Below are 19050 nucleotides of genomic sequence, written 5' to 3' on the forward strand. Positions count from 1 at the left end.
GGACGGGGCGCGATGGTCACGGCCGGTGCGGCCGTACGTCCTGTCGCGGATCGTACGGCCGACAGGTCAGCGCCTCACGGTGGGAAGGGGCTCGGAGTCCCGTACGCCCTCGGTGTTCTCCGTCTGCGTCTTCGCCTCCGCCAGCAGATGGCGCAGTTTCTCGCCCTCGACGTCCACGTTGGGCAGGACGCGGTCCAGCCATCCCGGCAGCGACCAGGCGCGGCGGCCGAGCAGCGCCATGACGGCGGGCACGATCGTCATCCGGACCACGAAGGCGTCGAGGAGCACGGCGACGGCGAGACCGAGGCCGATCGACTTGATCAGCGCGGTGTCGCTGAGCAGGAACCCGGCGAACACGGAGATCATGATGACCGCCGCGGCCGTGACCACGCGGGCGCCGTGCCGGAAGCCCGCGACCACCGCCTCGGTGGGCTCGGCACCATGGACGTACTCCTCCCGCATCCGGGTGACGAGGAAGACCTGGTAGTCCATCGCGAGCCCGAACACCACACCGACCAGGAAGATCGGCAGCAGGCTCACGATCGGCGCGGTCTCGTCGACGCCGAGGGCGCCCGCGAACCAGCCCCACTGGAAGACGGCGACCACGACGCCGAGGGTCGCCAGGACGCTGAGCAGGAACCCGGCGGCGGCCTTGAGCGGGACCAGGACCGAGCGGAACACCAGAAGCAGCAGCACCAGGGCCAGGCCGACGACCACGGCGAGGTAGGGCACGAGGGCGTCGCCGAGCTTGGCGGAGATGTCGATGTTGAGCGCGGTGGTGCCGGTGACCATCAGTTCGGCACCGGTGTCCGCGTGCAGGGCGGTGCCGCGGTCGCGGATGGCGGAGACCAGGTCGACGGTGTCCTGGCTGCTGGGTGAGCTCTTCGGGACGGCGCGGATCAGGGCGACGTCACCGGCCTGGTTGAAGGTGGCGGGGCTGACCGAGGCGACGCCCGGCATCGTGCCGAGCAGGGTGACCGCGTCCTGGGCGGCGCCCTTGGCGTCGTCGCTCGTACGGGCGTCGACGACCACGGTCAGCGGCCCGTTGTAGCCGGGCCCGAAGCCCTTGGTGATGGTGTCGTAGGCGATGCGCTGGGTGGAGCCGGGGGCGGCCGAACTGTCGCTGGGCATGGCCAGTTGCAGCGACAGGGCGGGAATGGCCAGGGCGGACAGGGCGGCCACCGCGACAGCGAGGACCTTGACCGGGTTGCGGGTGACGAACCGCGCCCAGCGCACGCCCGCGGGTTCGCCCTCGCCGCGCTCCTCGATCGCCCGCATCCGGCGGGTCTTGAGCTTCCCCTTCATGATCCGGGGACCGGCGAAGCCCAGCAGGGCGGGCAGCAGGGTGAGCGCGATGAGCACGGCGATCGCGACCGCGCCCGCGGCACCGAGACCGATGTCGGTGAGCAGGCCGACGCCGATGATGCTGAGCCCCGCGAGCGCGATGACCACGGTCAGACCGGCGAACACCACCGCGGAGCCGGCCGTGCCGAGCGCGCGTCCCGCGGCCTCCTCCGGTTCGTGCCCCTCCCTGATCTCGCCGCGGTAGCGGGAGACGATGAACAGCGCGTAGTCGATGGCGACCGCGAGGCCGAGCATCAGCGCCAGCGTCGAGGTGGAGGAACTCAGGTCCACGAACGCGCTGGTGAGGGTGATCGCGGACACCGCCACCACGATGCCGAAGACCGCGGTCAGCAGGGGCAGCCCGGCCGCGAGCAGCGAACCGAAGGTGATGACCAGCGCGACGGCCGCGACCGCGAGGCCGATCAGCTCACCGGCGCTCTGCTCGGACTTCACCTGGACGGCGTTGCCCCCCATGCTCACCGCGAGCCCCGACTTGTCGCCCCGGTCAGCCACGGACTTCAGGTCCTCGCGGGCCCGGTCGGTGACATCGGCCTGGGCGACCTTGTACGTGACCTGGGCGTAGGCCACGGAGCCGTCCTTGCTGACGGTGCCGCTGGTGAACGGGTCGGCGACGTTCGCGACCTGGGAGGCCTTCGCGAGGCCGGCGACGAGAGCCTCGACCTCGGCCTTGTCGCCGCCGGACGTCAGCTTCCGCCCGTCCGGGGCCTCGAACACGACGCGGGCGGTGGCTCCGGCGGCCGAGGCCTGCGGGAACTCCTTCCCCAGCAGGTCCAGCGCCTTCTGGGACTGGGTTCCGGGAATGGTGAAGGAGTCCGATGTACCGGCCGACACACTGGCGGCACCGATACCGACGGCCGCCAGGACGGCTATCCACAGCATGAGGACAAGTCGTCGCCGCCGGAACGCGAACCGGCCGAGACGATAGAGGAACGTGGCCACGAATGACTCCCGGAGCGGGGAAGAGAGGCCTTCGTGACCTCCTGAAGCCAGGCTAGGAACGCCCTGTCGCCACTCGGCGGCACTCCGGAGGTGAATACGGCCCGGCGGTTAGTACTTCCGTCCCATACGCATGTCATCCGGCCGGTGTACGACGCCGCCGAGCCCGCCCCCTCGCGGCGCCGGGGTCTTACGGACCCGTGACGTGACGGGCGCGGTACTGCCGTGCGCGGCCGTCGCGGTCCTAGCGTTCGGCGTATGCGAGTACTGGTCACCGGCGGTGCCGGGTTCATCGGGTCCCATGTCGTCGAGGCGCTGACCGCGCGGGGGCACGAGGCGTTCGTGTTCGACCTGCGCGACGGCCTGGACGTACGGGACGCCGAGGCCGTCGGCGCGGCGCTGACGGGCGTGGACGCCGTGTGCCATCAGGCGGCGATGGTGGGGCTGGGGAAGGGGTTCGACGACGCGGTCGAGTACGTGTCGCGCAACGACCTCGGCACGGCGGTGCTGCTCACCGCGATGGCCGACGCGGGGGTGCGCCGCCTCGTGCTCGCCGGGTCGATGGTCGTGTACGGCGAGGGCGCGTACGGGTGTGAGTGGCACGGGCCGGTACGTCCCGGGCCCCGGACCGTCGCCGATCTCGACGCGGGACGGTTCGAGCCCCGCTGCCCGCGGTGCGGCGAGGAACTGACACCCGGCCTGGTGCGCGAGAACGCTCCGGTCGACCCCCGGAACGTGTACGCGACGACCAAGCTGGCCCAGGAACATCTGGCGGCGGCCTGGGCCCGGTCGACGGACGGTTCTGCGGTGTCACTGCGCTACCACAACGTGTACGGGCCCAGGATGCCGCGCGACACCCCGTACGCGGGGGTCGCCTCGTTCTTCCGGTCCGCGCTGGCCCGGGGCGAGGCGCCGCGGGTCTTCGAGGACGGCGGGCAGCGACGGGACTTCGTACACGTACGGGATGTGGCCGCGGCCAATGCGGCTGCCCTGGAGGCGGGTTCGCGCTCCGGGGCCCTCACCGTCTACAACACCGGGAGCGGCGAGCCGCACACGGTCGGCGAGATGGCCCGGGCCCTGGCCACCGCTCACGGCGGACCCGAGCCCGTGGTGACCGGGGAGTACCGCCTCGGCGACGTACGCCACATCACGGCCGACTCCGCACGGCTGCGCGCCGAGCTGGGCTGGAAGCCCGAGACCGGCTTCGCGGAGGGAATGCGGGAGTTCGCGACGGCGAGGCTGCGCGGGGAGTAGGGGAGTAAGGGGGTAGGGGAGCGGCGGCCGGGGCGCTCCTCACGCCCTCACCGTGGGCGGCCCCTTCACGCCCCCGCCATGGGCAGTGTGACCTCGAAGCGGCAGCCTCCGGGGACGTTGTGGACGGCGGCCTGGCCCTGGTGCGCCTCGACGATGCCCCGGACGATGGCCAGGCCCAGGCCCGCTCCGGCGGGGGGTGTACGGGCGTGGGTGCCGCGCCAGCCGGTGTCGAAGACGCGCGGGAGGTCCTCCTCCGGGATGCCGCCGCAGCCGTCGGTGACGGACAGGACGACCCCCGCGTCCGAGCGCTCGGCGGCGACCGCGACCGTGCCGTCGGCCGGGGTCCGCCGGATCGCGTTGACGAGGAGATTGCCCAGCACCCGGCTCATCTCCTTGCCGTCCACCTCGACCGGCACCGGCTCGATACGGTCCCCGACCAGGCGTACGCCGTACTCGCGGGCGAGCGGGTCCGCGCCCGCGAGGGCGTCGCCGACGAGGTCGTAGAGGGAGATGCGGGAGGGCGACAGGGCGAGGGTCCCGGCGTGTATGCGGGAGAGTTCGAAGAGATCGCCGACCATGTCGTTGAGGCGTTCGACCTCGGTGCGGATCTGCCGGAGGTAGCGGTCCGGGTCGGCGGCCACCCCGTCCTCCAGCGCCTCCGACATCGCCCGCAGTCCGGCGAGCGGGGTGCGCAGGTCGTGCGAGATCCAGGCGACGAGTTCACGGCGGGAGCTCTCCAGCGCGCGTTCACGGTCGCGGGACTCGGCGAGCTTCGCGCTGGTCGCCTGCAACTCCCGGCTCAGCGCGGCGAGTTCGGCGGTCGCCGCGCCGTCGGGGGCCGCGAAGTCGCCGCCGTCGCCGAAGGAGCGCGCGGCGAGGGTGAGCGCCCTGCTGCGGGCCACCACCCAACGGCCCAGCAACAGCGCCGTCGCCAGGGACACCACCGCCGCCATGGCGACCACGGTCGTGACCACGCCCAGATCGTGCGAGGACAGGAACATCGCCCAAGCGACGGCCAGCGTCCCCGCGAGCATCGCGGTGACCGCCACGGCGGCGACGACGGCGAGGGACACGGTCAGCGACCGCCGCCGGATCAGCCACAGCGTCCCCGCGCCGAGCAGCCCGGCCGCGGCGGCGCCGAGGAAGGCGTACAGGGCGATGAGCAGCATGTCGTGCGTGGAGTGCACGGTCTGCATGGCTTGCGTGACCTGCATGGAGTGCGTGACCTGCATGGAGTGCGTGGAGTGCATGGTCAGACCGCCTCCTCGTGGGGAGTCGGGGCCCCGTGGGGCGTGGGCTCCTCGAAGCGGTAGCCGACCCCCCAGACCGTCTGGATCAGCCGCGGTCTGCCCGGATCCTCCTCGACCTTGCCCCGCAGCCGGCGCACGTGGACCGTGACCGTCGACAGGTCGCCGAAGTCCCAGCCCCACACCTCGCGCATCAGGTCCTCGCGGCTGTACGCCCGGCCGGGATTGCGGAGGAAGAACGCGAGCAGGTCGAACTCGCGGATGGTGAGGGCGAGATCCTCGCCGTTCCTGGTGGCGCGGCGGGCATCGGGGTCGACGGCGAGACCGGCCAGCCGGAGGGGGCGAGTGCCCTCGGCAGGGCGGCTGCGGCGCAGTACCGACTCCACCCTCAGGACCAGTTCACGGGGGCTGAAAGGCTTGGTGACGTAGTCGTCGGCGCCCACCTCCAGGCCGAGGATCCGGTCGTCCTCGTCACCACGCGCGGTGAGCATGATGACCGGCACGGGCCCCTGGCCGCGCATCCTGCGGCACACCTCCAGGCCGTCCATCCCCGGCAGCATCAGGTCCAGCACCACCAGGTCGGGCCAGTGCGCGGCGGCCCGGGCGAGCGCGGCGGGTCCGTCCGCGGCACGGTCCACGACGTACCCGGCGCGGTCGAGGTAACCGGAGACCACCTCGGCGACGGTGGGGTCGTCGTCGACGACGAGGACGCGGGCGCTCCGCCCGGGCCCACCCGGGGCGGGTCCGGTACCTGCGGATTCGTACGGCTGCTGCATGGATCCAGCGTCCCACCGGCCGCACCCGCCTGCCGCGATCCCGCCGCGACGTCCGCGTTTCGTAAGGACCTGAAGTCCGATATCTCCCTTTCGCGTTCGTAGGGTGAAAGCCGTGACGACCTCTCCCCAACCCGAGCCGGACAAGGCCCCGGACACGGACCCGGCGCCCGTCGACGCGGTCCTCCCCTCCCCGATCGACGCGGCCCTCCCCTGTCCGGTCGACGTGATCCTCCCCTGTCTGAACGAGGCCGAGGCCCTCCCCTGGGTCCTCGCCCGCATCCCCGCCGGGTGGCGCGCGCTGGTCGTGGACAACGGCTCCACGGACGGCTCGGCGGAACTGGCCCGCGGCCTCGGCGCGACCGTCGTGCGCGAGACGCGCCGCGGGTTCGGCGCCGCCTGCCACGCCGGTCTGCGAGCCGCCACCGCCGACATCGTGTGCTTCTGCGACTGCGACGCCTCGCTCGACCCCGCCCAACTCGTGGCCTTCGTCCACGAGGTCCACAATGAAAGGGCGGACCTCGTGCTCGGGCGGCGCCGCCCGCAGGGCCGGGGCGCCTGGCCCGCGCACGCCCGGGCCGGCAACCTCGCCCTCGCCCGGATGCTCCGCCGCCGCACCGGACTGCACCTGCACGACCTCGGCCCCCTGCGTGCCGCCCGCCGCGAACCGCTGCTCGCCCTCGGCCTCACCGACCGCCGCAGCGGCTACCCGCTCCAGATGGTCGTGCGCGCCGCCGACGCCGGCTGGCACGTCACCGAGCACGACGTGCCGTATCTGCCGCGCACCGGTGCCTCCAAGGTCACCGGCACCTGGCGCGGCACCTGGCAGGCGGTACGGGACATGCGCCGCGTCCTCGCCGAACCGCCCGCACCGTCGCGCCACGCCCACGCCGCCCGCACGCCTTCCCTCGCCTCCACGGATTCCCGTTCCCAGGGAGGAACCAGCCAGTGACGACGCTCCTCGTCATCGCCAAGGAACCGCGCCCCGGACGGGTCAAGACCCGCCTCTCCCCGCCCTTCACACCCCGGGAGGCGGCGCTGCTCGCCGAGGCGTCCCTCGCGGACACCCTGCGCACGGTGGCGGCGACCCCGGCACGGCGCCGGGTGCTCGTGCTCGACGGGGCGGCCGGCGACTGGCTGCCGGCCGGCTTCGACGTCGTACCGCAGTGCGCGGGCGGCCTCGACGAACGGCTGGCCGCCGCCTTCGCGGGCTGCGCCGGGCCCGCGCTGCTCATCGGCATGGACACCCCGCAGGTGACGCCGGCGCTCCTCACCGTGGACTTCGCCGGCTGCGACGCGTACTTCGGCCCGGCCGAGGACGGCGGCTTCTGGGCCCTCGGGCTCGCCGCCCCCGACCCGGAACTTCTGCGGGGCGTGCCGATGTCGACGCCCACGACGGGTGCGGTGCAGCGGGAGCGGCTCGTCGCCGCCGGGCTGCGCGTGCGCGACCTGCCCCGCCTCCGGGACGTCGACACGGTCGCCGACGCGGAGGCGGTCGCCGCCCTCGCGCCGCCCGGCAGCCGCTTCGCCGCCGAGCTCGGACGTCTGCGGACGGCCACCGGACGATGAGTACCGCGCACGGGACGACGACACCGCCGGGGGTGCCCGGGCCGCGCCCCTGGTCGGCCGACCCCTACTCGGACGCCCTGGTCACCGGCCGGGGCCCGCTCTTCCTCCGGCGCACCGACGGCTGGCTGCTGCCCCTGGAGGTGGAGCGCTGGTGCGCACGGGCCGACGCGGTCGACCTGACGGTGCTCGCGCGCTGCGAGGGGACCGTGCTCGACGTGGGCTGCGGGCCGGGGCGGCTCGTCGCCGAACTCGCCGCCCGGGGACGGCCCGCGCTCGGCATCGACGTCAGCGAGGCGGCCGTCGCGCACACCGCCCGGCTCGGCGGGCAGGCCCTGCGGCGCTCCGTCTTCGAGCCGCTCCCCGGTGAGGGCCGGTGGGACACCGCGCTCCTCCTCGACGGCAATGTCGGCATCGGCGGCGACCCGGCCACCCTGCTCCACCGGATGACCCAACTCCTCACCCCCGGCGGACTGTTGATCGCCGAGACCCTCGCGGACGTGGACGTCGACGAACGGGTCAGCGTCCACATCGTCCGGTTCGCCGACCCCCGGAGCACGGCGGGGCCGGCCTTCCCGTGGGCCCGCCTCGGCACCCCGGCCCTGCTGCGACATGCCCGCCGAGCAGGCTGGCACCGAGACGCTCAGTGGTCGGCCGGGGGCCGCTCCTTCGTCGCCCTGCGCAACCGCTCCAACCTCGCCGACCTCGCCGACCTCAGCGAGCGCAGCACGAGCAGCGCGGCGGAACCCCCGAACAGCACCGCCGTGATCAACAGCCAGCGGGCCAGGAAGCCGTCGCCCGACAGACCGGTGGCCAACCGGTAGTGCTCCGACATCTGCCCGCTGATCAGCGGAAACCACATCAGCAGCAGAAGCGCCGAGAACGCGGCCGGGAACCGGACGTAGAGCATCCACTCCCGGCGGCCGACCGCGTCCAACCCCCGCGCAAGGGCCCGGTCAACCCCCGCGTACAACGGAACGAGCACCAGGTCGTGGAGGACCGCCGCGCCCACGAACCACAGCACCACCCCGAACCAGTCCCCCGCGAGCAGCCGCACCCCGGCATACCCGGCGAGCGCGAACGAACAGGCCAGCAGCAGGATCTGCAACGGACTGCCCAGAACGGGCTTCCCGAACGATCGCCGCATCACAGGTCTCCGCATCGCAGGTCTCCACATCGCAAGTGGTCGCATCACAGTTCTCCGAACGTCATCCGGGCCACCCACTTGGTGTTGAGCACGCCGGGCGCCGCGGGGACGATGATCCGCGCGGGATAGCCGTGGTCGGGGGTCAAGTCCTCGCCGTTGGCGAACAGGGCCAGCAGGGAACGCTCATCGCGCACCTGGTTGTAGCGCAGGGCCGCGTGTCGGAACGCCCCGTGCCGCTGCAACGACTCCACCAGCACATCGGGCGCCGCACCCGCCTCGTATCCCACCAGCGCCGCGAGGTCCCGCAGCCGCACGCCCCGCCACCACTGGTCGGAGGTCGACCAGCCCTCCACACAGGCGATGGGCAACGCGGCGCTGTGAAGCGGGAGTTTCAGCAGCTCGTCCCGGCTCAGCCGGAGCGTGCGCCCGCGCCCCTCGACGACCAGCCGCCACACCTCACCCGTCGTCTCCCGCATGTCGATGCCGACCGCCTCGGCCGTCTTGTTGATCTGGAAGCCGCCGGGTCCGCTGCCGGGTTCGGGGCCGCCGTGCGGCGCGAGCACGGCCGTCTCCCGCAGCGGCGCATCAAAGCTGTGCCCGGCCGTCGTGGCGAACAGCACCAGCGATCCCCCGCCCACAAACCCGAGAGCACCACGCCGCGAGACGGTGGGCGGGTCGGGATCCGGCGCCACCAACTCATCACCCGGCTGCGGACGTTGATCCTCATCGCGGAGCTGGCGCAGATTGCGCAGCGCCATGGGCACCCGCAGCACGGCGTGTGCCACGAACGCGGCGAAGAACACCCAGGCCCCGTAGAAGTGCAGCGGATAGAAGGAGCCGGGAAAGATGTAGTCGAGCTGGACGTTCAGCACACCCGTCGTGAACTCGAACAGGGCGCCCCCGACCAGCAGGAGCAGCGAGATGCGCTCCAGCCCGTGCGCGAGCGACCGCACCGGCGGCAGCGTGAACAGCTTCGGCACGACCGACCACAACTTCGCCAGCAGTACCGGGATCAGCGTGATCCCGAGCGTGACGTGGACACCCTGGGTGAGGCGGTAGAGCCAGGACGGGCTCGTCGGCCAGGAGAAGAGATAGAAGCCGAGCAGACCCTTGTCCGGGGTCATGTCGTTCACCGGTGACAGGTTCGGGTTGTACGCGGCGTACGACACGAGACCCGTCACGAACAGCACGGTGATCCCGCCGAGCAGCACGACACCGAGCACCGAGGTGAACCAGGGGCCACGCAGCGGGCTGCGCCAGAACGCGGGGGAGGAGGGAGACCGTGGCATGCCTCGACCGTAGGACCGCGACACCCCCCGAACGGCTCCGCGAACCATGACGAAACTCTGACGTCCACTCCTGTGACGGCTCCGGCGGCCGGTCCGCGGCCTAGCGTGCGCATGTGAACCGCGATCTACCCCAGGGCCTTCCTCCGGGCCTTCCTCAGGACCTTCCCCCGAAGCTCGACCGGCGCCGCGACCGGCGCCGCGATCCGCTCCTCGACCTGGCCGCGGTCCTGGTCGCCGCCCTGCTCGTCACGGTGGCCGCGCTCATCGGCACGTCGATCCAACGCCGCCACCACTCGCTCTTCGTCCGTTGGCCTCCCCTGTTCGCCCAGTGGGAGCCGCATCTCGGGCCCGGCACCCCGGCCGCGCTCGCCGTGGCCGTCGCCGTCGTCGCCTACGGGCCGCTCCTCGCCGCACGGCTGCCGTGGCGGGCGCTGCTGTGGGCGTCCTGGGGCACCGCCACCGCCTGGACGTTCTCCCTCGCGCTGGTCGACGGGTGGCAGCGGGGGATCGCCGGGCGGCTGACGGCCACGAACGAGTACCTCACGGTCATCGACCGCTTCCACGACATCCCCGCCACCCTGCGGGACTTCACCCACCACATCGTCAGTCACTCCCCCGCCCCCTGGCCCGCGCACATCGCCGGCCACCCGCCGGGGGCCACCGTCACCTTCGTGCTCCTCGACCGGGTCGGGCTGGGTGGCGGCGGCTGGGCGGGCGTCTGGTGCATCGTGGCCGGGGCGGCGGCGCCGGCCGCGGTCCTGGTCGCCGTAAGGGCGCTGGCCGCCGAGGAGCTCGCCCGCCGCGCCGCCCCCTTCCTGGTCCTCGCCCCGGCCGCCGTATGGGTGGGCGCCTCCGCCGACGGCTACTTCGCCGCGGTCGCCGCCTGGGCCCTCGCCCTCCTCGCCCTCGCGGTCACCGGACCCCGGCCCCGGGCGACGGGCCTCGCCGCCGGGCTCCTCCTCGGCCTCACCGCGTACCTCTCGTACGGCCTGACGCTGTTCGCCGTGATCGCCGCCGCCGTCCTGCTGCTCGGCTCCCGCCGCCTGCGCCCCCTCCCGTACGTCCTCGCCGGACTGGCCGTCGTCCCCCTCCTGTTCACGCTGCTCGGCTTCAACTGGTGGGAGGCGTACCGCCTGTTGGTCACCCGCTACTACGAAGGGGTCGGCGGCGTACGGCCGTACGGCTACTGGGTCTGGGCGAATCTCGCCTGTACGGCGCTGATCGTGGGCCCGGCGACGGTGGCGGGCCTGCGCCGGACGGTCGCGACGGCCGTACGCGAGGGCCCCCGCGCCGTCCGCCGTCCGCACGCCCTCTCCCCCGAGCCGCGCCTCGCCCTCCTCGCGCTCGCCGCCCTGCTCGCCCTCCTGGCCGCCGACCTCTCCGGTATGAGCAAGGCGGAGACGGAACGGATCTGGCTGCCGTTCGCGATGTGGCTCCTGCCGACCTGCGCGTTCCTGCCCCGCCCCCGTGTCTGGCTCACCGCCCAGGCCACCCTGGCCCTGCTCCTCAACCACCTGCTGCTGACCGGCTGGTGACACCAGGAGCGAAGACCGTGACCGATGCGGCGAAGACCGTGCCCCATGCGGCGGGGACCGCGATCGATGCGGCAGGGGCCGAGTTCAATCCAGCTGCGATCGCGGCCGGGCGTCATAGCCTCCCCCGCATGACCGACCACCCCCTCGTCCCCGACGACTTCGCCGTCCCCACCGAACTGATCACCCCGCACTTCCGTCTGGAACCCCTGGGACCTCGGCACAACGCCTCCGACCTCACCGCCTGGTCCGGCAGCGTCGAACACATCCGTGCGACCCCGGGCTTCGAGGACGGGAAATGGCCCCCCACGGACGGAATGACCCTGGAGGCGAACCTCGCCGATCTGCGACGGCACGCGGACGACTTCGCTCGCAGACGCGGATTCACGTACACCGTCCTCGACACCGTGAGGGGCGAGGTGATCGGGTGCGTCTACATCTACCCGTCCCGCGACCACGCCCACGGCACCGACGTGAGCTCCTGGGTCCGAGCGGACAGGGCCCACCTGGACGCGCCCCTGCACGAGGCCGTCACGGCCTGGCTGACCGCCGACTGGCCCCTCGACACCTTCACCTACCGGCCTCGCCCCGCCGGCTCCCCTGACAGCCGAACGGCGACGGGCCGGGGCGGTCGCGGCGCATCGGGGGAAAGGCGCTGTTCAGTGCCGTACCGGGGAAGGAGCGGGGGGCCCGGCGGGGGCGTGGGGCGGGTTGCGGCGGGGGGTCGTGGATCTCACGGTGGGCCCAAGCGGAAGCAGCCGCCGAAAGGACCACGTATGGATGCCCACATATCCCGATCCCGCATATCCCGATCCCGCGGAATCCTCCTGCCGCCCCTGGGCGGCGCCCCGCCGGTCCGCGGCCCGGTCGGCAGTACCGACCACGACGCCGTGTTCCACCCGCTGCTGGACGTACTGTCCGCCGTCGCCGAACGGGGCGGCCGTCTCGACGCGGCCGAGGCCGCCGGTTTCGCGCGCGCCCTGGAGACGGCGAACGCGTCACTCGAACGGCGGCTGAAGGAGCGGGCCTCCGCCACGTCCGCCGCCCCCGGCGTCACCGATCGGGCCAGGGCCGCGGTCGCCGATCCGGTCGCGGTCGCCCATTCGGCCGCGGTCGCCGATCCAGTCGCGGTCGCCGATCCGGTCGCGGATCTCCTCGCCCAGCTCCAGTCGACGGTCGACGGGCTGGTCAAGGCCCTGACGGGAGCGCTGGGCACGGTGACCGGCCTGCTGTCGCCGGTGGTCGGGGTGGTCACGGGCCTCCTCGGCGGCGGAGCGCGCTGACAAGCGCCCCGGGGCCGGAGGGGCGTCAGCGGGCGAGGGACGTGGCGTCGCCCATGACAATCACCGGGTGCCGGGCGGGATCCAGCGTGCGCATCAGTTCCCGCATGTGCTGCTCGGCCAGGCTCACACAGCCGTGCGTGGGGCCCCCGTGATCGACGTGCAGCCAGATACCGCCGCCCTTGCCCGCGCCGAGCGGGCGAGTCCAGTCGAGGGGTGAAGTGCCCGGCACGTGGTTGTAGTCGATCGCGACGACGTAGTCGAAGGAGCCGGCCAGCGACTCCCCCTCGAAGCCCGTGCCGGCGATGGTGAACCCGACCGACCGGTCGTAGGGCAGCTTCGTACCGGGGTCGGGCCGGAGTCCGCCCGCGTCGGTGAGGGTGAACACGCCGATGGGCGAGCGGAGATCACCGGCGTGATGGTCGTCCGTCCAGCCCTTGAGGGCGTTGTGGGCCGGCCAGATCGCTCCCCGCTCCCAGCTCGCGCCCGTACGCCGGTACAGCGCCACCTGCGACAGCGGGGAGTCCTTGCCCCGGCCGGTGACCAGGACGACCTGCCGCGCGTTCCCGGGTATCCCGGCCAGCGTCCCGGGGCCGACACCCGGCAGCCGCGCCGGCACGACCGGCGCGGCGGACTCCGCGCTGTCCGGTGCGGGCCGCCCGGGTCTGGCCTGCGTCGTACCAGGGGCGCCGGTCGACTCCCGGGCACCGCCGGCCGATTCGGCGCCGGCGCTTCCGCATCCGGCGAGCGTGACGGACAGGACCAGAGCCCCGGCGGCGATCGACGGCGTACGGAGACGCTGTCGGGGGGAGGCCGGGCGACGGATGAAGGAAGCCATGATCGTCAGCCTGGGGGTGACTTGTGAGGAACTGGTCAGCTCCGCCCGGCGGACCACTTCCGCTTCGGTCACCGAACCCGGGGTGAGCCTGAAGCGAGCGCGGGCATGCCCGGAATGAGCCTTTTGGTAAGGCAAAAGGCCTTGCTCATATCCCCCGGGTAGGGTGGCGGAAATGGAGATCCGCCGAGCGACGGCCGGCGCCGCCCTGCCGGAACCCGTACAGGACGCCGTGAACACACCGGCTCCACCACCGCCGTCGGCCGAAGCCGGGGCGCTGGGCGACCCCTGCTGAACCGCCCGAAGGTCACTCGGCCCAACGGCCCCGCACGCCCCCTGCCGCCCGTCGCCCCCGCACCCCCCGCCACAGGAAAGAACATGCCCCTCTCTCACCCCGCAACCGCCACCCCCGCGACCACCCCCCTGACCGTCACCGCGCCCCAGCCCCCGGAGGGAGCCGCCGCCGACATCCGGCTCATCGTCACCGACATGGACGGCACGCTCCTGGACGACGCCAAGCGCATACCCGACGGCCTGTGGTCGCTCCTGGCCGAGCTGCGCCGACGGGACGTGCTCTTCTGCCCGGCGAGCGGCCGTCAGTACGCCACTTTGGCCAAGGAGTTCGCCGACGCGGGGCAGGGCATGGTGTTCATCGCCGAGAACGGCACCTACGTCGTACGGGACGGCGTGGAGCTCAGCTCCGACCCGCTGGATCCGTCCGTCGCCGCGCGCATCGTCACCACGACGCGGGGGCTGCGGGCCGAGGGCGTGGACGTCGGCGCGGTGGTCTGCGGCAAGCGGTCCGCCTACGTCGAACGGACCGACGAAGCGTTCCTGGCCGAGGCGCGGCAGTACTACACCCGGCTCCAGCCCGTCCCCGACGCGACCGCCGTCGACGACGAGATCCTCAAGGTCGCCCTCTTCGACTTCGGACCGGTGGAGCGGACCACCGCCCCGGCCCTGCGGCCCTTCACCTCGACCCACCAGGTCGTCGTCTCCGGCGAACACTGGGTCGACATCATGAACGTCACCGCCGACAAGGGCGCCGCCGTACGCCGTCTCCAGGACGACCTGGGCATCACACCCGCCCAGACGATGGTGTTCGGCGACTACCTCAACGACCTCGAAATGCTCGACACCGCCGAGTGGTCCTTCGCCATGGCCAACGCCCACCCCGCCATCATCGACCGGGCCCGCCACCTCGCCCCGTCCAACAACGAGAACGGCGTCCTGCACACCATCACCCGCCTGCTCCACCTGCCCCCCATGTGACCCGCCCGCCACCGGACGGCTTCGTCGTCACCCTGCGGCCCCGTGCTCCCGCAACCACCGCCGGGCACCGACCTCGCTGGGGTACTCACGCACGGTGAGCCAGGCGGCCAACCAGCCGACGATGTACGCGGCGAACGCCGGCATGACGGGCGCCGCGAGCAGGACGAGGCCCCGGCCGGCGGCGGCCAGTCCGGGCGCACGCCTGTCGTGGTCGCGCTTGGCCCGACGGGTCTGCTCGGGGGTGGGCGGGTGCAGGAGGCCTTCACGATGGCCCTGGCGCTGCTTCACCCACCCCCAGACCAGGGCCACGCAGGACGCGGCCACCTGTGCCCAGTCGCACACGGTGCGCACGGTCGACGGCCACTCACTGGTGAACCCTTGGTAGAGGCTGATCGAGAAGAAGCAGACCATGGCCATCACGACCAGCAGGAAGACCGTCGTACGGGCACGGCACAGCCAATAGAGCGCGCCACGCTTGTACCACGTGGTACCGAGCTTGGGCAGGGACGGAATGCAGGCGGGCACCCCGGAGACGGAAGCCTTGGACGATGCCCTTGACGCCATGTCAGATGTCATCCGCCCTGCATGGACCGCCGCGCGCCGACCTCGCTGGGGTACTCGCGCACGGTGAACGCGGCGAGGACCCAGCCGACGACGTACGCGAGCAGGGCCGGCAGGACGGGCGCCGCGATCAGGAAGAGGATGCGGCCGGCGAGGGCCAGCCCCGTGGAGCGGCGGGTCTGGTCACGTTTACGGCCGCGGGCCTCGCTGGGGGTCGGCGGGTCCAGGAGGTCCCTGCGGTGGCCCCGACGCTGCACCACCCACCCCCAGACCAAGGCCACGCAGGAGGCGGCCACCTGCGCCCAGTCCCACACCGTGCGCACGCCCGACGGCAGGTCGCCGCGGAACGACCGGTAGAGCACGAGCGCGATGTAGCAGGCGAAGGCCAGCACGGCGAACCAGAGGACGGCTCCGGAGACGCGGCGCAGCCAGTAGCGCGCACCACGCTCGTACCAGGTGGTGCCGAGCCCCGGCAGCGCCGGGATGCGGGCGGGCGTTCCGGAGGCGGGGGCTTCAGAAGATGCTCTTGATGCCATGCCAGACGTCATCCTTCAGTCGTACGAAATCGTGCCCGGTCTCCGTGAAGACATGGCCGGTGCCGTGCAGCACCCCGCCGACGACGCCGTGGTCGTGAATGTCCTCGCTCCAGTGCTCGTGGAAGGCGTGGTCGATGACCCCGGTCGCGCCGACCACCACCGCGCCGCCGACCCCGGCCACCACGATCGCGGGTGCCTCGAAGGGCGCAGCCGCCACCAGGCCCGCCGTGATGGCCGTACCGGCGGCCAGGCCAGCCAGGTTGGCGCCGCCGTCGACCGTGACGGAGTGCTGCCAGGACCAGCCCTTGTCATGGTCGTCGGAGGCTTCGAGGATCCCGCAGGCGCCAGCCGCGGCGACGTCCAGGACCGGGACCTCCTTGAGGAAGTCGGGCAGCTTGTCGACGCTCTCGCCCGCGCGCAGCGCCGCCGCGGCGTCGGTCAGCTTGACGTTCAGGGCCCGGTCGTAGGGGAGTTTGGTGCTGCCGTGATCGGCGCGGGCGATGTCCTCTTCCAGCGAGTCGACCTTCGTCATCGCGTCGCGGTAGGCGCTCTTGGCGGGGAGGTCCTTGGGCAGTGCGCGGCCTGCCTTCTGGAAGGCCTTGCGCTCGGCGCGGAGTTCCTTCTTGGCCGCCTGCTCCTCGGCCTTGGCGTCATCGAGCTCGGTGCGGGCCTTGGCGCCGCCGGCCCGGGCGTCCTCGGCGTCATAGGCGTACAGGCCGCGCAGGTAGTCGGCAAGGGTGATCTTGTCGCCCGGCGACACCGCCGCGGTGACCTGTGCGTACAACCCCCGCAGCTTGTCCGCCGCGACCAACCTCGCGTGCTGCGCCGTGTGCAGGATCTCCGTGCGCACCTTGTCGTACTCGCCGAACGCCGAGATCGTCCGCTGTTCGTCGGCGCTCGGCGGGTCGGACGTGACGAACTGGAGCGGGGCGCCCTGGGCGCCCATGGGTACGCCCTTCTTCACGGCGACGTGCTCGGCGTTCTGCAGGGCGGTCTCGCACGCGGACAGCGCACCGACGAGGGTGTCGAGAATGTCGCCCGCGTCGTGGACGAGGCCCGCGAAGGCGCCCGCCGTGAGGGCGTCCTCGCTCCAGGTGGCGCGGAAGGCCTCGGCCGCGTCGCCCTTCCAGCTCGCGTCGCCGACCAGCTCCTCGACGGCGCTGCTGAGCGGACGGACGACGTCCTCGAGCTTCTTCTTGGCGTTCTTGTACGTCTCGGCCATCGTGCGCAGTCCACCGATGTCGCCGCCGACCCAGCTGTCGCTCATCAGCCGTCCCCCACCATCAGGTCCTCGAACAGACCGTGTACGTCGATGTCGTGCCGCTGGAACGAGTCGCGGGCGTACGTCACCTTGTCGCCGTGGTCGTCCAGCCGGTCGGCGAAGCCGGTGTGCAGGGCGACGATGAGGTCGGCGACCTCCTTGATGGCGTGGTCGAGGCCGCTGTCACCGCCGCTGACGACGGGCGGGGCGACCTGGTCGTGCAGGTTCCGGTAGTGGGTGGCCTCGTCGTGGAAGGTCTTGGACATCGAGGTGAGGTCGCTCAGGACCGCCTTGAAGTCGGGCGGCATCAGCGCATCTCCCGTGCATAGGCGGCCAGATCGTCCGGCTGCCAGTTGTGGTGTCCGGGCGCGAAGCTCGGGTCGACGCGGACGGTGACGCCGTGCTCGCGCACTCCCTCGGCCAGCGGCCCGATCGACGTGGCGACCCACGGCTGGGCCTCGCCGAGCGCGGCCACCAGCCGGGCCGGCGTGGTGAAGGCGAGGGCCACGGTCCCGTCCGTGGGGTGCTCGAAGAGTTCGTAGGCGATGAAGGGCACGCGGGTGGGACGCCCTGACGCGTCCAGCGCGTCGACGTAGCGCGGATGGGCCGGGACGAGCACCGGGGTGTGGTAGGCCGGAACCCCGGGCTTCGGGGCCTGCCGTCCCTCCGCGTCCGGCCGTACGGGCGGCTCCGCCTCGGCGTAGTCGAGCAGGCGCGAACGACGCGGCTCCGGGTTCGACGAACGAGGTTCCAGGGCCGAGGAGTCGGCCTCGGCCGACGGCTCGGTCGGCCTGATCCCGGCGTAGTCGGAAATGTGCGACCGTATCGGCGCCCCCACCGCCGTCACCCCTTTACTCTTTGCTCTTCGCTCTTTGCGCTGGACGTTTTGGCGCGCTCACCCTAACGACCGGCCCTCAGAGCAAATCCTGCTATGTCAGGCTGCCGGGCCGTGTACATGCCGAGTGCATGCCTACTGCATACCGACCGCATACCGACCGCTTGCTGAACCGATACGCCTCCTGTGACCCAGCTCTCATCTCCCCCGTGCAGCAGATGAGGGGGCTTCCCCGTCGTGGAGGGGTGACAGGAAGGGAGGAGCGTGTGGATCTGGCAACCGAGTGGAAGCTGGGCGCCGAGCGTGGTGGGACCGAGTCGCTGGACATGGACTTTCCCTCTTTCGTCGCCGCCCGGTCGGCCGCCCTGTTCCGTGGCGCCCTCGTCTTGACGGGAAACCGCGAAGCCGCGGAGGACCTGCTCCAGGAAACCCTGGAACGGACCTGCCGCAAGTGGCGCACGATCGCCGCCAAGGACGCCCCCGACGCCTATGTGCGGCGGATCATGGTGAACCTGGCGAACGACCGCTGGCGAAGATTCCGCCGCACGACCCCGCACCCCGACAGCGGCGGCGACCGGGCCGCTCCGGGGGACGAGTACGGGCAGATAGACAGCAGGGACCAGCTCGTTCGCGCCCTTCAGCAGCTGCCGATGCGTATGCGCACGGTCGTGGTCCTGCGGTACTTCCACGATCTGTCGGACGCGGAGATCGCGGCCGATCTGAAGATCTCGGCGAGTACCGTACGGTCCCAGCTCGCTCGTGGGATCGAGAAGCTGAGAAGCCAGTTCCCCGCGCTCCCCGGCCCTTCACCGCAGCGGCCCACGGAAGGAAACCGATGACTTCACACGATGCACGGCCTTCCAGCCGCACCGGTTACACACCCTTCGAAGAGGAACTGGTGAACGCCATGAACGCATTCGCGAACTCCGCCGACGCGCCGCCCGTCGACACCGTCGGCATCGTGCGCAAGACCCGCCGCAAGCGCGTCACGGCCATCGCGGGTCTCGCCGCCGCCCTGATCGTGGCCGGCGGCGGCACCGCCCTGGCCACCGTCGTCACCAACGGTTCCCAGAAGCCCGCCACCACGACCACCGCGACCAGCAACGACGCCACCAACGTGCTGCTGAAGGGCAGTAAGTTCCCGCTGGAGTTCGCGGGCCTCGACCTGGACTTCGCCAAGCAACTGCTGCTGAAGGGCCAGCTCAAGCTCGGCACGGTCAGCAAGGTGGACTGCGGCAAGAACGGCAAGCCGGGCTCGGTCCACTCGGTCGACCCGCACAGCCCGAAGACGGTGTCCATCGGCGCCACCATCAACCTGGCCCTCTGCGCCGGCTGATCCAGGACACCTCAACCGCCCCGAA

General features: G+C 72.2%; 19 protein-coding genes. 9 read left to right on the forward strand and 10 right to left on the reverse strand.

What is annotated here, in order from left to right; all coding sequences use genetic code 11:
- Positions 1 to 66: 66 nt before the first annotated feature.
- Entirely contained in the window at positions 67 to 2304 is a 2238-nt protein-coding gene (locus ACZ7M2_RS31530; protein ID WP_471598212.1) for an MMPL family transporter, read from the reverse strand.
- Positions 2305 to 2559: 255 nt separating this feature from the next.
- Between ACZ7M2_RS31530 and ACZ7M2_RS31535 the strand changes: the two genes are divergently transcribed.
- Positions 2560 to 3555, forward strand: a complete 996-nt coding sequence (locus tag ACZ7M2_RS31535) for an NAD-dependent epimerase/dehydratase family protein (protein ID WP_471598213.1) — start codon at positions 2560 to 2562, stop codon at positions 3553 to 3555.
- A gap of 65 nt (positions 3556 to 3620) precedes the next feature.
- Here the strand turns inward: ACZ7M2_RS31535 and ACZ7M2_RS31540 are convergent, their stop codons facing one another.
- Complete coding sequence (locus ACZ7M2_RS31540) at positions 3621 to 4751, reverse strand: sensor histidine kinase (RefSeq protein ID WP_471598395.1); 1131 nt, start codon at positions 4749 to 4751, stop codon at positions 3621 to 3623.
- A gap of 56 nt (positions 4752 to 4807) precedes the next feature.
- Positions 4808 to 5578: a response regulator transcription factor gene (locus ACZ7M2_RS31545; RefSeq protein ID WP_471598214.1), complete on the reverse strand. Its 771-nt coding sequence runs from the start codon at positions 5576 to 5578 to the stop codon at positions 4808 to 4810.
- Between the two features lie 193 nt (positions 5579 to 5771).
- On the opposite strand from ACZ7M2_RS31545, the gene ACZ7M2_RS31550 reads away from it, so the two are divergent.
- The 3 genes from ACZ7M2_RS31550 to ACZ7M2_RS31560 are packed head-to-tail and all read left to right on the forward strand — an operon-like array spanning position 5772 to position 7965.
- Positions 5772 to 6527, forward strand: coding sequence for a glycosyltransferase family 2 protein (locus ACZ7M2_RS31550; RefSeq protein WP_471598396.1), 756 nt, complete (start codon positions 5772 to 5774; stop codon positions 6525 to 6527).
- Positions 6524 to 7144 carry a TIGR04282 family arsenosugar biosynthesis glycosyltransferase gene (locus tag ACZ7M2_RS31555; RefSeq protein ID WP_471598215.1) on the forward strand — a complete coding sequence of 207 codons (621 nt, stop codon included), beginning with the start codon at positions 6524 to 6526 and terminating at the stop codon, positions 7142 to 7144. Before ACZ7M2_RS31550 ends, ACZ7M2_RS31555 begins: the two co-directional genes overlap by 4 nt.
- On the forward strand, positions 7141 to 7965 hold the full coding sequence (locus tag ACZ7M2_RS31560) for a class I SAM-dependent methyltransferase (RefSeq protein ID WP_471598216.1): 825 nt from the start codon (positions 7141 to 7143) through the stop codon (positions 7963 to 7965). The genes ACZ7M2_RS31555 and ACZ7M2_RS31560 overlap by 4 nt, the downstream gene beginning before the upstream one ends.
- Positions 7966 to 8332: 367 nt before the next feature.
- Here ACZ7M2_RS31560 and ACZ7M2_RS31565 read toward each other — a convergent pair whose 3' ends face one another.
- Positions 8333 to 9577 carry a molybdopterin-dependent oxidoreductase gene (locus ACZ7M2_RS31565; protein ID WP_471598217.1) on the reverse strand — a complete coding sequence of 415 codons (1245 nt, stop codon included), beginning with the start codon at positions 9575 to 9577 and terminating at the stop codon, positions 8333 to 8335.
- A gap of 113 nt (positions 9578 to 9690) precedes the next feature.
- On the opposite strand from ACZ7M2_RS31565, the gene ACZ7M2_RS31570 reads away from it, so the two are divergent.
- Together ACZ7M2_RS31570 and ACZ7M2_RS31575 are read left to right on the forward strand one after the other, a co-directional pair.
- On the forward strand, positions 9691 to 11112 hold the full coding sequence (locus tag ACZ7M2_RS31570) for a hypothetical protein (protein ID WP_471598218.1): 1422 nt from the start codon (positions 9691 to 9693) through the stop codon (positions 11110 to 11112).
- A gap of 128 nt (positions 11113 to 11240) precedes the next feature.
- Positions 11241 to 12392: a GNAT family N-acetyltransferase gene (locus ACZ7M2_RS31575; RefSeq protein ID WP_471598219.1), complete on the forward strand. Its 1152-nt coding sequence runs from the start codon at positions 11241 to 11243 to the stop codon at positions 12390 to 12392.
- A gap of 25 nt (positions 12393 to 12417) precedes the next feature.
- On the opposite strand, the gene ACZ7M2_RS31580 is transcribed toward ACZ7M2_RS31575, so the two are convergent.
- The gene (locus tag ACZ7M2_RS31580; protein ID WP_471598220.1) at positions 12418 to 13227 is read right to left on the reverse strand and encodes a L,D-transpeptidase family protein; all 810 of its coding nucleotides are present in this window, start codon (positions 13225 to 13227) and stop codon (positions 12418 to 12420) included.
- A 375-nt stretch (positions 13228 to 13602) separates the two neighbouring features.
- On the opposite strand from ACZ7M2_RS31580, the gene ACZ7M2_RS31585 reads away from it, so the two are divergent.
- Positions 13603 to 14496: a Cof-type HAD-IIB family hydrolase gene (locus ACZ7M2_RS31585; RefSeq protein WP_471598221.1), complete on the forward strand. Its 894-nt coding sequence runs from the start codon at positions 13603 to 13605 to the stop codon at positions 14494 to 14496.
- Positions 14497 to 14523: 27 nt separating this feature from the next.
- Here the strand turns inward: ACZ7M2_RS31585 and ACZ7M2_RS31590 are convergent, their stop codons facing one another.
- From ACZ7M2_RS31590 to ACZ7M2_RS31610, 5 genes are read right to left on the reverse strand one after another with little or no spacing between them, the layout of a single operon-like run.
- A complete protein-coding gene (locus tag ACZ7M2_RS31590; protein WP_471598222.1) occupies positions 14524 to 15060 on the reverse strand; it encodes a hypothetical protein in 537 nt (178 codons plus the stop codon).
- A gap of 8 nt (positions 15061 to 15068) precedes the next feature.
- On the reverse strand, positions 15069 to 15593 hold the full coding sequence (locus ACZ7M2_RS31595) for a hypothetical protein (RefSeq protein ID WP_471598223.1): 525 nt from the start codon (positions 15591 to 15593) through the stop codon (positions 15069 to 15071).
- Entirely contained in the window at positions 15571 to 16860 is a 1290-nt protein-coding gene (locus ACZ7M2_RS31600; protein WP_471598224.1) for a WXG100 family type VII secretion target, read from the reverse strand. Before ACZ7M2_RS31600 ends, ACZ7M2_RS31595 begins: the two co-directional genes overlap by 23 nt.
- The gene (locus ACZ7M2_RS31605) at positions 16860 to 17162 is read right to left on the reverse strand and encodes a DUF6317 family protein (protein ID WP_075031705.1); all 303 of its coding nucleotides are present in this window, start codon (positions 17160 to 17162) and stop codon (positions 16860 to 16862) included. The genes ACZ7M2_RS31600 and ACZ7M2_RS31605 overlap by 1 nt, the downstream gene beginning before the upstream one ends.
- Positions 17162 to 17692 (reverse strand): SAV_915 family protein, encoded by a 531-nt coding sequence (locus ACZ7M2_RS31610; protein WP_471598225.1) that lies wholly within the window; start codon positions 17690 to 17692, stop codon positions 17162 to 17164. The genes ACZ7M2_RS31605 and ACZ7M2_RS31610 overlap by 1 nt, the downstream gene beginning before the upstream one ends.
- Positions 17693 to 17955: 263 nt before the next feature.
- Here ACZ7M2_RS31610 and ACZ7M2_RS31615 point away from each other — a divergent pair, with 263 nt between their 5' ends.
- Together ACZ7M2_RS31615 and ACZ7M2_RS31620 are read left to right on the forward strand one after the other, a co-directional pair.
- Positions 17956 to 18528 carry a SigE family RNA polymerase sigma factor gene (locus ACZ7M2_RS31615; protein WP_471598226.1) on the forward strand — a complete coding sequence of 191 codons (573 nt, stop codon included), beginning with the start codon at positions 17956 to 17958 and terminating at the stop codon, positions 18526 to 18528.
- Entirely contained in the window at positions 18525 to 19025 is a 501-nt protein-coding gene (locus ACZ7M2_RS31620; protein ID WP_471598227.1) for a hypothetical protein, read from the forward strand. The genes ACZ7M2_RS31615 and ACZ7M2_RS31620 overlap by 4 nt, the downstream gene beginning before the upstream one ends.
- Positions 19026 to 19050 lie beyond the last annotated feature (25 nt).

The sequence above is a fragment of the Streptomyces sp. NPDC111507 genome, from assembly GCF_055638955.1.